This is a genomic window from Brevundimonas sp. VNH65 (assembly GCF_049445955.1).
In the GTDB taxonomy this organism is placed as follows: domain Bacteria; phylum Pseudomonadota; class Alphaproteobacteria; order Caulobacterales; family Caulobacteraceae; genus Brevundimonas.
The window spans coordinates 107,668-122,564 of sequence record NZ_JBMSDX010000001.1 but is presented as its reverse complement, the minus strand read 5'-3'; the positions used below and the strand labels follow the sequence as shown (position 1 = coordinate 122,564).

The 14,897-nt window shown below is 70.0% G+C and carries 12 protein-coding genes; 5 read left to right on the top strand and 7 right to left on the bottom strand.

What is annotated here, in order from left to right; all coding sequences use genetic code 11:
* Nucleotides 1-1,635: a serine hydrolase domain-containing protein gene (locus tag ACO2Q1_RS00610; RefSeq protein WP_423327603.1), complete on the bottom strand. Its 1,635-nt coding sequence runs from the start codon at nt 1,633-1,635 to the stop codon at nt 1-3.
* Between the two features lie 152 nt (nt 1,636-1,787).
* On the opposite strand from ACO2Q1_RS00610, the gene ACO2Q1_RS00605 reads away from it, so the two are divergent.
* Nucleotides 1,788-4,643 carry a M16 family metallopeptidase gene (locus tag ACO2Q1_RS00605; protein ID WP_423327602.1) on the top strand — a complete coding sequence of 952 codons (2,856 nt, stop codon included), beginning with the start codon at nt 1,788-1,790 and terminating at the stop codon, nt 4,641-4,643.
* A 60-nt stretch (nt 4,644-4,703) separates the two neighbouring features.
* Here the strand turns inward: ACO2Q1_RS00605 and ACO2Q1_RS00600 are convergent, their stop codons facing one another.
* A complete protein-coding gene (locus ACO2Q1_RS00600; RefSeq protein ID WP_423327601.1) occupies nt 4,704-5,444 on the bottom strand; it encodes a class I SAM-dependent methyltransferase in 741 nt (246 codons plus the stop codon).
* A 147-nt stretch (nt 5,445-5,591) separates the two neighbouring features.
* Here ACO2Q1_RS00600 and ACO2Q1_RS00595 point away from each other — a divergent pair, with 147 nt between their 5' ends.
* Entirely contained in the window at nt 5,592-7,400 is a 1,809-nt protein-coding gene (locus ACO2Q1_RS00595) for a DUF885 domain-containing protein (RefSeq protein WP_423327600.1), read from the top strand.
* A gap of 130 nt (nt 7,401-7,530) precedes the next feature.
* On the opposite strand, the gene ACO2Q1_RS00590 is transcribed toward ACO2Q1_RS00595, so the two are convergent.
* From ACO2Q1_RS00590 to ACO2Q1_RS00580, 3 genes are all read right to left on the bottom strand, one after another.
* Nucleotides 7,531-8,085, bottom strand: a complete 555-nt coding sequence (locus ACO2Q1_RS00590) for a DUF2939 domain-containing protein (protein WP_423327599.1) — start codon at nt 8,083-8,085, stop codon at nt 7,531-7,533.
* Nucleotides 8,086-8,144: 59 nt separating this feature from the next.
* On the bottom strand, nt 8,145-8,786 hold the full coding sequence (locus ACO2Q1_RS00585) for a DUF2939 domain-containing protein (protein ID WP_423327598.1): 642 nt from the start codon (nt 8,784-8,786) through the stop codon (nt 8,145-8,147).
* A gap of 147 nt (nt 8,787-8,933) precedes the next feature.
* A complete protein-coding gene (locus ACO2Q1_RS00580) occupies nt 8,934-10,154 on the bottom strand; it encodes an NADP-dependent isocitrate dehydrogenase (RefSeq protein ID WP_423327597.1) in 1,221 nt (406 codons plus the stop codon).
* A 188-nt stretch (nt 10,155-10,342) separates the two neighbouring features.
* Here ACO2Q1_RS00580 and ACO2Q1_RS00575 point away from each other — a divergent pair, with 188 nt between their 5' ends.
* Together ACO2Q1_RS00575 and ACO2Q1_RS00570 are read left to right on the top strand one after the other, a co-directional pair.
* Complete coding sequence (locus ACO2Q1_RS00575) at nt 10,343-10,474, top strand: hypothetical protein (protein WP_423327596.1); 132 nt, start codon at nt 10,343-10,345, stop codon at nt 10,472-10,474.
* 90 nt (nt 10,475-10,564) lie between these two features.
* Nucleotides 10,565-11,710 (top strand): DUF1176 domain-containing protein, encoded by a 1,146-nt coding sequence (locus ACO2Q1_RS00570; protein WP_423327595.1) that lies wholly within the window; start codon nt 10,565-10,567, stop codon nt 11,708-11,710.
* 65 nt (nt 11,711-11,775) lie between these two features.
* On the opposite strand, the gene ACO2Q1_RS00565 is transcribed toward ACO2Q1_RS00570, so the two are convergent.
* Nucleotides 11,776-11,940, bottom strand: a complete 165-nt coding sequence (locus ACO2Q1_RS00565; protein WP_423327594.1) for a hypothetical protein — start codon at nt 11,938-11,940, stop codon at nt 11,776-11,778.
* A 98-nt stretch (nt 11,941-12,038) separates the two neighbouring features.
* On the opposite strand from ACO2Q1_RS00565, the gene ACO2Q1_RS00560 reads away from it, so the two are divergent.
* On the top strand, nt 12,039-12,974 hold the full coding sequence (locus ACO2Q1_RS00560) for a LysR substrate-binding domain-containing protein (RefSeq protein ID WP_423327593.1): 936 nt from the start codon (nt 12,039-12,041) through the stop codon (nt 12,972-12,974).
* On the opposite strand, the gene ACO2Q1_RS00555 is transcribed toward ACO2Q1_RS00560, so the two are convergent.
* On the bottom strand, nt 12,971-14,818 hold the full coding sequence (locus ACO2Q1_RS00555; protein WP_423327592.1) for a DUF885 domain-containing protein: 1,848 nt from the start codon (nt 14,816-14,818) through the stop codon (nt 12,971-12,973). The genes ACO2Q1_RS00560 and ACO2Q1_RS00555 overlap by 4 nt on opposite strands.
* Nucleotides 14,819-14,897 lie beyond the last annotated feature (79 nt).

Here is a 14,897-nt window from a genome sequence, read left to right as displayed (position 1 = left end):
TCAGTCCAGCCGTCGGTAGGCGACGTTGCGGGCGCGTTCGATGCTGACCCGCATCGTCGCCGCCCGCCCGGCCGCGTCGCGATCGAAGGCGACATGGCCCAGGCCGAAGGTGAAGACGTCCTTCTGGGCCGGACGCAGCCTCATCGGCGGCTGGTGCGGCAGGCGGAGTTCGGCGCCGCCCGCGACCGGACGGATCTCGATCTCGCTCCGGGCCTCGTCGCTCCACCAGCGGCCGGTCAGTTCGCCCCAGCCGTCGGCCGCCATCGTCGCGGCCTCGACGCGGCGGTAGGCGAGACGATCCCCCAGCGGATTTCGCCGTTCAAACCGGTCGGGGCCGTCAAAGACGATCTCGACATTGCCCAGTTTCCAGACCCCGCCGCCGATCGGCGTCAGCCCGCCCAGGCCCTCGATCCGGGCGCCGGCGTCATCGGTCGCCAGTTGCAAGGGCTCGCCCCACAGGTCGCCCGCGAACAGGCCCGGCGTCAGGACCTCCGGGGCCGCGCCGACGACCGGCTGCACCGTCGTCGGCAAATCCGCGTCCGGCGGCAGGAACAGATCGGCGACGCGACGCGCCAGGTCGGTCGGGGGCGCATCCGCGGCGTTGCACAGCAGGGCCACGGCCAGCCCGTCATCCAGATAGCGTCCCAGCCAGGCCCGGTAGCCGCCCGTCGATCCCGAATGGGACAGTTCCCGGCGCACCGGGCTTCCGTCGCCGCCATAGACGAACAGACCGGACGCATATCCCACAGCGCGGCCGTCGTTCAGGACGCCTGGCCGCGTCAGCTCACGCATGAAGTCCTCGCCCAGACGACCGTCGTCCAGCGCGCGGCTCCACAGCATCAGATCGCCGACGGTCGTCAGCAGCCCGCCGTTGCCGTGCGCGTTCTCGAACGGCATCTCCTGTCGCCATCCTTCCGCCGTCCGGCCATAGGCCGTCGCCCGGCCGGGGACGACGGCGGTGAAATCGTCACGCCAGCGCGTCCGCTCCATCCCCAGGGGTTCAAACAGCCGCTGGCGGGTGAACTCGGCCAGCGTCAGGCCCGAGACCCGCTCGATGATCAGGGCCATCAGATTGTAGTTGGAGTTCGAATAGATGATCCCCGCGCCGGGCGGATGATTCAGCGCCGTCTGACGCGCCACGACGTCCAGCACGTCCTGATTGTCCATCGCCCGACGACCGCGCGGCCAGCCCTCCAGGGCGGCGACGGCGCCCCAGTCCCTCAGGCCGCTGGTATGGGTCATCATCATCCGCAGGGTGATGGGCGCGCCATAGTCCGGCAGTTCGGGAATGAACCGCCGCACGTCGTCGTCCAGCGACAGCCTTCCGTCCAGCGACAACAGGATGATCGACGCCGCCACGAACTGCTTGGAGACGGACCCGGCCTCATAGACGGTGGCCGTGGTCGCCGGCGCACCGTGCTCCAGTTCAGCCAGGCCGTAGGCGCGGCTGAACGCCGGGCGGCCGTCCTTCTCCACCGCCACGGCGCACCCCGGCGATCCGGCAGCGGTCCAGCGGGCGAAGATTGCGTCGACCCGGCCCGCGACGTCGTCGGCCGCTCGCGCCTCCGCCGCGCCACACGCCATCGCCAGGGCGGCGGCCAGACCCGCCGCCGGGATCGTCAGTCGCAGATTCATCGTCGTCCTCCGGACGCCGACGATCCGGAAAGCCGCATCGGCGGTCAAGGCGCTCGTCGCGCCGCGACAAGATCGCCGCCCTGTCCGGGCTTGTCCCGGACGCAGACGCCTCTAAGGTTCGCCCGCCTTTGGTCACAGTTCAGGATCCGCCCATGCGCCGCGTCGTACCCGCCATCGCCCTTGCCGCCCTTATCGCGCCCACCCTGCCGGTTCTGCCGGCGCACGCCCACGCGGCGGTCGCGGCCACCGCCACGCTGGATGAGACCCTGCGCGGCGCGCCGCCCTCGGAGCTGGTGTCGCGGGTCAATATCCCCTGGTCGCGCTTCCAGCTGGACAACGGCCTGACCGTGATCGTGCACGAGGACCGCAAGGCGCCGGTCGTGGCGGTGTCGGTCTGGTACAACGTCGGCTCCAAGGACGAGCCCAAGGGCTCGACCGGCTTCGCCCACCTGTTCGAGCACCTGATGTTCGGCGGGTCGGAGAACTCGCCGTCCAGCCACATCCAGACCATGCGGGCCGCCGGCGCCACCGGCCTGAACGGCACGACCTGGTTCGACCGCACCAACTATTTCCAGACCGTCCCGACCCCGGCGCTGGACTACACCCTGTATCTGGAAAGCGACCGGATGGGCTATCTGCTCGGCCAGGTCAGCCAGGAGGTGCTCGATCTCCAGCGCGGCGTCGTCCAGAACGAGAAGCGCCAGGGCGACAACCAGCCGTATGGGCTGACCTATTACGCCACCCTCGCGGCCCTGTTCCCCGAAGGTCATCCGTACCGCCACTCCACCATCGGCTCGATGGCCGACCTGGACGCCGCCTCGATGGAGACGGTGCGTGACTGGTTCCGCGAGAACTACGGCCCCAACAACGCCGTGCTGGTGCTGTCGGGCGACATCGACGAGGCGACGGCGCGTCCCCTGGTCCAGAAGTATTTCGGCGCCATCGCCCGCGGCCCGGTGAACACGCCCGCGCAGGCGGACGTCCCGACCCTGGCGGCGCCGGTCGAGGAGGTGCTGCATGACCGTGTGGCCCAGACCCGCATCAGCCGCACCTGGGCCGTGCCCGGAATGCTGGATGCGGACGCCGTGCCGCTCAGCGTCGGCGCCTCGATCCTCGGCGGCCTGGCCAGCTCGCGTCTCGACAATGCGCTGGTGCGCGGTGACCAGACGGCGTCCAACGCCTCGGCCGGCAACCAGTCGTTCCACCGTCTGGGCATGTTCAGCTATTCGGCGACGGTGAAGCCGGGCGCCGACGAGGCGGCCGTCGTGGCCCGGATGGACGCCGTGTTCGCCGACCTGCTGGCCAACGGCCCGACCCAGGACGAGATCAACCGCGTCGTCACCCAGATGGCGTCGCGCCGCATCCAGGGTCTGGAGACCTCGAACGGCAAGGCCTCGGTCCTGGCCGAGGGCCAACTCTACGCGGGCGATCCGGACCACTACAAAAAGGAACTGGCGGCCTATGCCGCCGTCACCCCGGCCCAGGTCCAGGCGGCCATGCGGAAATGGCTGACCCGCCCGGTCTACAGCCAGATCGTCCGGCCCGGCCAGCGTGAGGCCTATGCCGACGCCGCCGCCGCCCCGTCGGGCGCCACCCCGGTTCCGGCCGCCCCGATCCAGCGCGTTGAGCGGGATCCCGCCCCGGCCATCGGCACGGTCGACAATGTCGACTTCCCCGCGGTTGAGCGCGCCACCCTGTCGAACGGCGTGCCGGTCATCTACGCCCGCTCGACCACCGTGCCGGTGACGCGCGTCAGCCTGGCCTTTGACGCCGGGGTCGCCGCCGACCGCGCCGACAAGCTGGGCGCCCATACCCTGATGACCACCCTGATGGAGGAAGGCACCACCACGCGCGACTCCAACGCCCTGGCCGAGGCGCGCGAACGCCTGGGCGCCGGCGTCAACGTCGGGTCATCGATGGACACCACCACCGCCACCCTGTCGGCGCTCACCGTCAATCTGGAGCCGTCCCTCACCCTTCTGTCGGACGTGCTGCGCAATCCGGCCTTCGCCCCGGCGGAGATCGAACGCCTGCGCGCCCAGCGTCTGGCGGGCCTGGCTAATGAGCGCACCCAGCCGGCCGCCCTGGCCGGACGCGCCCTGCCGCCGCTGATCTATGGCGAAGGCTCGCCCTACGGCCGTCCGGGCTCGGGCTCGGGCGACGAGGCCGTCATCCGCGCCCTGACCCGCGACGATCTGGTCGCCGAACACGCGCGCTGGATCCGTCCGGACAACGCCCGGCTGTTCGTGGTGTCGGACCTGCCGCTGTCGGAACTGACGCCGAAGCTGGAGGCCGCCTTCGGCGACTGGCGCGCGCCGTCGACGCCCAGGGGGACCAAGACCTTCTCGGCGGACTTGCCCCAGACCACGGCCCGGATCGTCCTGATCGACCGGCCCCAGTCGCCGCAGTCGCTGATCTACGCCGGTCAGGTTCTGCCAGTCTCGGGCACGGACGACTATCTGGCGCTCAGCACCGCCAATGTGGTCCTGGGCACGGACTTCCTGTCGCGGATCAACGCCGACCTGCGCGAGACCAAGGGCTGGTCCTATGGCGTGCGGGGCAACATCAGCGCCTATCAGCACCGCATGCCCTACGTCATCAACGCCCCGGTCCAGGCCAACCGGACCGGGGAATCGATCCAGGCCCTGATCGACCAGTACACCCGCTTCCTCGGCGCCGAAGGCGTCACCGCCACCGAGCGCGAACGGACGGTCCAGGGCCAGACGCGGGCGCTGTCGGGCAGCTATGAAACCTCCGGGGCCGTGCTCGGCGCCCTGCAGTCCAACGCCCTCTACGGCCGTCCGGACGACTATCAGGAGACCCTGGCCGGCCGGATCAACAGCCTGACCGCGCAACAGCTGGACGCCGCCGCCCGCGCGGCCGTCGATCCCAACCGGTTCGTCTGGGTGGTGGTCGGCGACGCCTCGGTGGTCAAGCCGCAACTCGACGCCCTCGGCCTCCCGGTCGAGGTCCGCTCGGCCGAAGCGCCTGCCGCCGGCGGCCAGTAGGCTTTCAGTCTGGCCGAAAGGATGCGCCGGGCTCGGATCGAGCCCGGCGTTTTCTTTTCTCTAAAGCCGCCCCAATCGCATCCGCACCGGCCAGACCACGAGTCGGCGCAGCCCTGGTTCGCCCCACAGCCCGGCCAGATCGCGAGCGAAGGCTTCGAGCACCTCTGCCCGCCCCGCCTCCCGCGCGCGCCGCGCGGCCGACCAGGTGCCGACATAACCGAGCAGGTCGCCCAGAGCCCAGTCGCGGCGGATCGCCGTCTCGGGCGGGGTCAGTTCCTCGAACGGAAACCCCAGATCGACGTAACCGCTGTCCACCAGACGTCGCTCGGCCGGCCAGTAGGGGCCGATCTCATCCGCATAGAACCGGTTGAAGCGCGCCCCCAGGTCCGGCTCAAGCACCGGCGCCCCATAGGTGATCAGCGCCAGCAGCGCTCCCGGGGCCGCAAGCCGCCGCGCCTCGTCATAAAAGGGTTCCAGATCGAACCAGTGCGCCGCCTGTGCGGCGGTGATCAGGTCCGCCTGTCCGGGCGCCAGCCCCGTCGCTTCGGCCGGAGCGACGACATACCGGACGCCCGGATGCGGCCGGGCGTGAGCGATCTGGTCGGCGCTGGGATCGACCCCGATCACCGCGTCGAATCGTTCGGCGAGGGCGGCGGTCAGTTGACCGGCCCCGCATCCCATATCGATCGCCAGCCGACGGCGCGGGGCCAGGTCGGACAGGGCGTCGACCAGTTCCAGAGGATAGTCGGGTCGAAAGGCGGCGTAGTCCGCCCCGCCCGCGTCGAACCAGTTGGTCGTCATCGTCGTCCTCCTACTGGAGAGACCCTAGGACGGATCGACATTCCGTTTCGCTACTTCTGCGCCTCGTCAGGAATCGGACCGGCGGCCATTGACGCGGCCCTCGCGGCGCCGCCCCATGCGCGCCGTCTCGTTTTCGGGGGAATCCGCATGATCCGCACACACGCATCCGTTGCCGCCGTCCTGGCCGTCGCCCTGCTCGGCTCGGCCGCCGTGCCGGCCCTGGCCCAGGCCGCCGCCCCGGCGCAGACGCCCCCAGCGGACGTCGCCCCCAGCGCCCCCCTGGCCGCCCTGCTGAGCGACTATGAGGCCTTCCTCAAGGCCAACGATCCCATCTCCGCCGGGATGGAGGGGGATCAGGCCGCCAAGTCGAAACTGCCCGACATCAGCCGCGAGGCCGAGGTCGCGCGCAAGGCCCCGCTGGAGGCGTTCAAGGCGCGCGCGGAGGCCATCTCTGTCGATCGCCTGTCGTCCGAGGACCGGCTGAACCGCGACTTCCTGATCTGGGTGCTGAACCGCTCAATCGAGGCCATCAGCCATGACAGCGGCCGCCTGGCCTTCGATTCCGAGGGCGGGATCGGCCAGATGGCCAACTATCTGGCCAGCGTCACCCGCATCTCCAGCCGCGCCGACGCCGACGCCTGGCTGGCCCGGCTGGAAGGCCTGGCGACGCTGTACGACGTCGGGCTCGCCAACGCCCGGCGCGGGCTGGAGACCGGCTTCACCCAGCCGAAATCCGTGGTCGAGAGCCTGCTGGTCTCGCTGCGCAACGAGGTCGCCTTCACGGCCGAGACCGACCCGCTGCTCAAGCCCTTCGCCCAGCTGCCGGGCTCGATTTCGGCGGCGGACCAGGCGGCGCTGCGGGCCCGCGCGGCCGCCATCGTCGCCGACCGGATCGTCCCGCGCCGCCAGGCCTGGCTGACCTTCATCCAGAACGACTATCTGCCCGCCGCCCTGCCGACGGTCGGCATCGGCTCACGGCCCGGCGGCAAGGACTACTACGCCTTCCAGGCCCGCTCCTACACCACCACCGACCTGACGCCGGACCAGATCCACGAGATCGGCCAGCAAGAGGTCGCCCGCATCCGCGCGCGCATGGATGTGGAGATGAAGGCCTCGGGCTGGACCGGCGACTTCGCCGGCTTCCTGAACCACCTGCGCACCGATCCGCGCTTCTACGCCACCTCGCGCGAGGACATGATCGAGAAGGCGTCGGAGATGTCCAAGCGGGCCGACGGCGGCCTGCCGGCCCTGTTCCGCACCCTGCCGCGCCTGCCCTACAACGTCCGGCCCGTGCCGCTGGACATCGAAGACACCTACACCACCGGCCGCTACAACGGCGGCTCCCTGACCGAGGGCGTGCCCGGCGGCTATATCGTCAACACGGGCAAGCTGGACCAGCGGCCCCTGTACGAACTGCCGGCCCTGACCCTGCACGAGGCTGTGCCCGGTCACCATCTGCAGATCGCCCTGCAGCAGGAGGCCGCCCAGGGCCCCTATTTCCGCCGCAACGTCGACGTCACCGCCTTCACCGAGGGCTGGGGCCTCTATGCCGAATTCCTCGGCGAGGAGATGAACTTCTACCGCACCCCGGAAGAACGCTTCGGCCGCCTGTCCTACGAGATGTGGCGCGCCTGTCGTCTGGTGGCCGACACCGGCATGCACTGGATGGGCTGGACCACCGAACAGGCCCGCGCCTGCTTCACCGAGAACTCGGCCCTGTCGCCGCACAACATCGAGACCGAACTGCAACGCTACATCGGCTGGCCCGGCCAGGCCCTGGCCTACAAGATCGGCGAGATCCGACTGCGCGAAATCCGCACCCGCGCCCAGCAGGCCCTGGGCGACCGCTTCGAGGTCCGCGACTTCCACGACGCCCTTCTGGTCGACGGCCCCCTGCCCCTGGCCCTTCTGGACCAGCGCATGGACGCCTGGATCGCGGCGCAGAAGGCGAAGTGAATATCCTCCCCCATGGGGGGAGGGGGACCGCGAAGCGGTGGAGGGGGCTCACCCCAGACGTGGCGTCTGGATCAGGCCCCCTCCGTCACGGCGCGAAGGGCGCCGCGCCACCTCCCCCAATGGGGGAGGATCACGGGAACTCCACGCCCGACAGCTTCCAGTCGAACAGGCCGTGGCGCGTCATCAGCAGGCGCAGGGGCTGCTCCGGCCGGTCCTCGCGGCTCAGCTTGATGACGAAGGTATTCAGGTCGCGATAGCCGTAGGCGCGGTGCAGCCGGTCGTCGGTCGGCCTGGGCTCGGCGTCCCCGCCGCGCACGGCGTCGCGGGCCACATCCCGCGTCTCTGGCCTTTGCCCAGTGCGCACCACCTCGGCGACGACGCGGGGCGTGACCAGGGCGTCCACGGCGCTGTCCGCCAGGCTCGGCGCCAGGGCCAGACCCAGCCCGCCCAGACCCGCGCCCAGACCGCCCGCCTTTTCGCGCAGTTCATCGGCGAACCGACCGGCCATTTCGTCCTTCAGGCTCTGACGCAGGGCCGGGAAATCGACCTTGCGCTCCAGCGCCTCGGCGTCCCCCGCCTCGGCCGCCTTGATCAGCGACTGGACCGCCACGACCGGCGACCCGAAATAGGCCCCGACGAACGCCAGAACGGCCAGGACCAAAAGGCCCTTCAACAACTTACCCATGGAAACTCCCTGCCCCCGCGCCAGTCTGGCACGCCTCGGCTTTCAATGCGCGGCGGCGGTCAAGGTTCACCCGCCGATATCGGGGCGCGCGCCGGCAGGCCGACATGCACCAGCACCCAGCGATAGGGCCCGCGCCGCTCGAAGGTAAACAGGGTCTCGCCGCCTCCGTCGGGGGTCGGCACGGCCATACGCGCGCGATTGACGCCCCAGTAGCGCGGGCGCGGCCAGGGATCGCCCTCGACCGTCGCGCCGGACGCGGCGGTTCTTCCTGCGCCGCGCGTCAGCGCCTCCAGCGCCGCCGGCGCCAGATAGGCCTCCACATCCGGGCCGGCGGGCGGCGGCGGCTGGGTCGCCTGGTCGAACTGGCGGCGGATGGCGCCGATCGGGTCCTCCAGGATCGAGGGCGGCGGCGTCTGGGGCGCGGGCCGGGCCGACAGCTGCGACCTCAGGGCGGCGCGCAGATCGCCATAGTCCACCAGTTGCGCCAGCCCCTCGACGTCGCCCGCCTGACCCGCCGCCCGGACGCCGTAGAAGGCCGCGAACGGCGCCGCCACGAACGCCAGGACCGCCGCGACGATCGCGGTCGTGGCCAGCCGCAGGATCAGCCGCTTGACCGACGGCCGACGCCGCTCGGCCTCTCGCGCCGCCTGGGCGCGCCGCCAGACCGGATCGGTCTCGGGCTCTGGAGCAGAAGTCGTCAAACGGGGGCATCCCTGTCGCTGGTCCGGCTGAGGCTATTCCGAAATCCGCGCCCCGCAAGACCGATGACCGCACGAATGAAAAACGCCCGCCGGAGCGATCCGGCGGGCGTTCTGTTTCCGGGGCGCTGTCACGCCCGAAGACCTTCGTCAGCCGACGTCGGGCAGGGCGGCGCGCAGGTTCTCGGCCACCTTGTCGATGAAGCCCTCGGTCGACAGCCAGCCCTGCTGATCGCCGACCAGCAGCGCCAGATCCTTGGTCATGAAGCCGGCCTCGACAGTGTCGACGACGACCTTCTCCAGGGTGTCGGCGAACACGCCCAGCTGATCGTTGCCGTCCAGCTTGGCGCGGTGCTTGAAGCCGCGCGTCCAGGCGAAGATCGAGGCGATCGAGTTGGTCGAGGTGGCCTCGCCCTTCTGATGCTGGCGATAGTGGCGGGTCACGGTGCCGTGGGCGGCCTCGGTCTCCAGCACCTTGCCGTCCGGCGTCATCAGCACCGAGGTCATCAGACCCAGCGAACCGAAGCCCTGGGCCACGACGTCCGACTGCACGTCGCCGTCATAGTTCTTGCAGGCCCAGACGAAGCCGCCCGACCACTTGATGGCCGCGGCCACCATGTCGTCGATCAGGCGGTGCTCATAGGTCAGACCGCGCGCCTTGAACTCGGCGGCGTAGTCGGCGTCGAACACCTCCTGGAAGATGTCCTTGAAGCGGCCGTCATAGGCTTTCAGGATCGTGTTCTTGGTCGACAGATAGACCGGATAGTTGCGCGCCAGGCCGTAGGCGAACGAGGCGTGGGCGAAGTCGCGGATCGAGTCGTCCAGATTGTACATGCCCATGGCGATGCCGGCGCCCGGCGACTTGAACACCTCGTGTTCGATCACCTGGCCGTCTTCGCCGACGAACTTGATCGTCAGGGTGCCGGCGCCCGGCATCAGGAAGTCGGTGGCCTTGTACTGGTCGCCGAAGGCGTGACGCCCCACGACGATCGGCTGGGTCCAGCCCGGCACCAGACGCGGCACGTTCGAGCAGATGATCGGCTCACGGAAGACCACGCCGCCCAGGATGTTGCGGATGGTGCCGTTCGGCGACTTCCACATCTTCTTCAGGCCGAACTCGGCCACCCGGGCCTCGTCCGGGGTGATGGTGGCGCATTTCACGCCGACGCCGTGCTTCTGGATGGCCTTGGCCGCATCGATCGTCACCTGGTCGTCGGTGGCGTCGCGGTGCTCCATGCCCAGGTCGTAGTAGTCCAGCTCAAGGTCCAGGAACGGGAAGACCAGCTTGTCCTTGATCATCTGCCAGATGATCCGGGTCATCTCGTCGCCGTCGATGTCCACGATGGGGTTGGCGACCTTGATCTTGGCCATGCGTTTGTCCGCCTCTGACGTTTGGGGAAGTTTGAGTTGCGGGCGGTATAGCGAGGCCGACCGCGGTTCGCAAAGGGTCAGACGTGCCGCGTTAAGCCTGCCCGAAAATTGTCACCGGCCAGCGCCCGAACTTCCGCCCTGCCCGAGGCGTTGGGCGATCCAGTAAGCGTGGCGCCGGGGACCCGACTGTGGACGACGACATCGAGGCCGCCCTGGTCCAGCGATGGATCCTCGCCTTCTGCGAGATTCCGACCCTGATCGACGTCGAACTGATGACCCGCCTGCTGGCCGAGCACGATGCGCGACGCGAGGAGCCATAGACCGCCGCCCTTGCGGGCCGACAGGCCCCGGCACAGTATCGACGCCGGACCCGGCGCCAGACTGGGCGAACGGATCGGAAGACGTCTCACATGATGCAGCTCACGCCACGCCGAACCGTGAAGTCGGCCCTTCTGACCTGCCTGTTCGCGCTGGCGTCCTGCGGACCCGAGGCCGGCACGGCGAAAGGCGGAACCGGGACATCGGCCGAGCCGGGAGCGCCCGCCGCACAGTCCGGCGCCCAGGCCGCCGCCCCATCCGACGCCATGGCGTCCGAGACGAAGACCTTCCGCGACTGGTTCGCCGTCTGCGACAACGGCAATGACTGCATGGCCTTCGGACCGGCGGCTGACGAGGGCGCCACAGGCTGGGTGCGCGTCCACATGCCGCCCGGGCCGGACGGCAGGCCCGACGTCATGGCCGGCTTCTGGCCGAGTAGCGGAGAGTTCGGCCAGGGGGCCGTCACGGTTTCGATCGACGGCCGAAGCTTGCCGGTCGGGCGGTGGCAAGCGGATGATCAGGACGTCGTGCTGTCCCAACCGGCCGCCGCCGTCGCCGCCCTGGTCGCCGGGCGGTCCATGACCCTGAGCGCCGGGGGCGAGACCCGGACGATGAATCTCAACGGCGCCGCGGCGGCCTTTTTGTGGATCGACGAACGTCAGGGACGGCTGAACACCGTGACGGCCCTTGTCCGCAAGGGCGTGAGACCGGCCACGGACGTGCCCGCCGGTCCCCCCCTGCCCCGCGTCGTGGCCGCGCCGGCCGTGTCCCAGGCCGGGTACGGCGATAGCGGCCAGACCTTGCCCGCGAGCATCGAAGCCATGGCCGAGGCGAAAGCCTGCCGGGCGGACACCGCCGCCTCGCCCGGAATCCAGAGAGAGGTCCGGTCGGCGCGACTGAACGCCTCGACCGAGCTCTGGGGTCTGCCCTGCTACGTCGGCGCCTACAATACCGGCGTCCGCTACTTTCTGTCGGGGCCCGATGGCGCCGATCCTCGCCTGCTCTCCTTGGCGGGAACCGGCGAGGCCGAGGATATCCTGATCAATGCGGAATACTCGCCCGAGACCGGAGCCCTGACCCAGTTCGCCAAGGGGCGCGGCGTCGGCGACTGCGGCGGCGCCACGACCTGGACCTGGACCGGCCGCGCCTTCGTCCTCGCCGAGGAGAGCGTGATGGGCGAGTGCTGGGGCGTCGGCGCCGATCGCTGGCCGACCACCTGGCGCAGCCGGGCGCGATAGAGCGAGATCGGTTCGAATGCGATCGCATTCGGACCCAGATCCTCGCTCAAGGGATTTCGCGCTGATCAGGCCGTCCAGTCGCGCGAAGCCCTCAGGCTCCAGGGCGTGGTCACCCGGTCGCGCGGCGGCAGGACGCCCCTGATCGCCCGCCCCAGGGCCGCCGGCAGAGGCTGGAGGGCGGCGACCCACCCCCATGCGACATCCTTATGAATGCGGTGAGCTTCTTCCATGTCGACCTCCTCTTCATGACGTTTCGACACGGGCATGATTGACTTGGACAGCGCCTGACCTCAAACCAGATCGCAGCGATCACTCACAAGGTTTGCTTATGTCTGATCCCCTTGCGAGCGTCCCCCTGTCCTCGCTGCGCGTCTTTGAGGCGGCGGCGCGGCTCAGGAGCTTCACCCGCGCCGCCGAGAGCCTGGGCATGACCCAGGCCGCCGTCAGCTGGCAGGTCAAGGCGTTGGAGCAACGGCTGGGCCTGACCCTGTTCCGGCGCCTCCCCCGCGAGGTGGCCCTGACCGAGCCCGGCGAGCAGCTGGCGCGCGCCGCGACCGAAGCCATGCAGTTGTTGCGCCGCGCCCTGACCGACCTTCGGGACGCCGACGACGGCGTGCTGTCGATCACCTCCCTGGCGACCCTGGCCAGCCAGTGGCTGGCGCCCCGGCTCGGCGCCTTTCAGGTGGCCAACGCCGGACTGGCGGTCCGCGTCGATACCTCCAGCCAGCTTCTGGACCTGGAACGGGAGAATTTCGACATCGGCATTCGCGTGGGCTCCGGCGAATGGCCGGGGCTGGAGTCAGCGCGACTGATGCCCGACGCCTTCACTCCGCTCTGCACACCCAGTCTGGCCGAAGCGCTGGAACTGACAGACCCCTCGCGTCTGATTGACGCACCGCGCATCGGCGATGACAAGGAGTGGGCCGCCTGGTTCGCCGCTGGCGGCGTGCAGGATGCGCTTACGCCTCGCGCCGTTCGGTTGAGAGCCGACATTCAGGCGTTGGAGGTTGCGGCGGCTCTTAGCGGGCAGGGCGTCGCATTGGCCTCGCCGATCCTCTATGCGCGCGAGATCGCCGCCGGAATGCTGGTCCAGCCCTTCTCCGACCTCGTCGAGCTCAGCCGTGGCCATTGGATCGCCTGGCCCGCGGACCGGCGGCGTTCGCCCAAGATCGCCCGCTTCCGCGACTGGCTGATCGCCTCAGCCTCGCAGGACCCCGCGATCCGCGCGGCGGAGGATCGACTGGCGCAACAGGCCGTTTCCTAGGCCTTCATCCGCGCCTCGAGCACCGCCAGCGGCAGGGAGCCGCTCTCCAGCACCTTGTCGTGGAAGGCGCGCAGGTCAAAGCCGGGCTTCGCCTCGGCCTCCTGGCGCAGGCGGGCGATGACGGTGTGGCCGACCTTGTAGGAACAGGCCTGACCCGGCCACACGGTATAGCGGTTGATCTCGCTGTTTGACGCATCCAGCGGCTTGGCGCCCGAGGCGGCCATGTATTCGACGGCGCGCTCCCGGCTCCAGCGTTCGGAATGCAGGCCGGTGTCGACCACCAGCCGCACCGCCCGGAACAGATAGGACATCAGGAAGCCGACCCGCCCCAGGGGATCGGTCGCATAGGCGTCCAGGTCGTTGGCCGCCACCGCCTCGGCGTACAGGGCCCAGCCCTCGTTATAGGCCGAGAAGCCGCCCGCCCGACGCCACTGCGGCAGTTCACCCGACTCGCGTTGCAACGCCACCTGCAGGTGATGGCCCGGCGAGGCCTCATGATAGGTCAGAGTGGGCAGGGCGAAGCGTGGCCAGTTCCCCGAGTCGCGCAGGTTGATGTAGTAGGCGCCCGGTCGCGATCCATCCAGCGGCGGCCCCTGATAGTAGCCGCCCGGCGCGCCCGACTGGATCGACACCGGCACCCGTCGGATCTCGACCTGGGATTTCGGCAGGCGACCGAAGACGGACGGCAGCTTCGGCTCCAGCGCCGCCACCTGTTCGTTCAGCCAGGCCAGCAGCTCCGCCTTGCCCTCGTCCGTGTTGGGGAACAGCTGCGCCGGGTCCTTGTTCAGCGCCTGGACCCGCTCGCCCACCGTGCCCTGGGTATAGCCCTGGCCCTTCAGGATGACGTCGATCTCGGCGCTGATCTCGGCCACCTGCTCCCGGCCCATCCGGTGGATCTCGGCGGCGCTCAGGGTCGTGGTCGTGTTGGACTTCAGCCCGTTGGCGTAGAAGGCCTCGCCGTCGGGCAGCCGCCAGGCGCCCGCGTCGTGGACCGCCTGCGGACGGATCGCCTCCAGCGCCGCGATCTGACGCGCGAGCGCCGGCTTGACCTTCTCGTCCACGATGGCGGCGGCGCGGGCGTCATAGCCGCTCAGGTTCAGGGCCGCCGCCTTGCGCGCCAGCGACCTGACCATGGCCAGGTCGGCGGCGTTCGTGTCACGCAAGGTGCGGACCTGCGGCAGCATGCGGTCAATGATGAAGTCCGGCGGAATGACGCCGAGGCCCGCGTCCTCGCGCACCTTTTCCGTTTCCCCGTCCAGCACGCCGGCGAAGGCCTCCAGCCGCGCAAGGAAGGCGTCGGCGCCCGCCGCGTCCTCGACCCGGTGCTGGTTGTCCAGAAAGTCCGGCGTCTCGAAATAGGCGCCGGAAAGCTGGGTCACGACATAGGGCGACGGCCGCCCCGGTCCGGCGCCGTAGGCGAACCGCGCCGTCTCCGCCGAGGTCTCGCGGCCGAAGGCGGCGATGGCGTAGTTCAGCTCACCCGCCTCGCTGAGACCGGTGCGGTCGAACGCCTGGAGCTCGGCCCAGCGGCGGGTCGCCTTCTCCCGGTCCTTGCGGATGGCGTCAGGCCCGGCCTCGCTGAGCTTCGACGACAGTCCTGCCCGCGCGCCGCGATCCAGCCCCAGGTTGGTGGCCCGCTCGGGGCTCTCGTCGATGTCGGCCTCGAACCAGCCGTCGAGCAGGGCGTTGAGCCGCGCATCGGCCTCGGAGCGCGACGCCGGGCTCAGAGACGCATGGGCCAGAGACGCATGGGCCAGAGACGCATGGGAGAGGGAGGGACGCGCCAGTGTCGGGACCGCCGCCACGGCGGCGGCGGTGAACAGCAGTCGGCGGCGATCGATCATGGCTTGGGCCTCCCGGGCAAGGGGGTGCGCCGCCCCCCGTGCCGCATCAAGCGTTCAACCCGGCCGGCGCGCCGGTGAT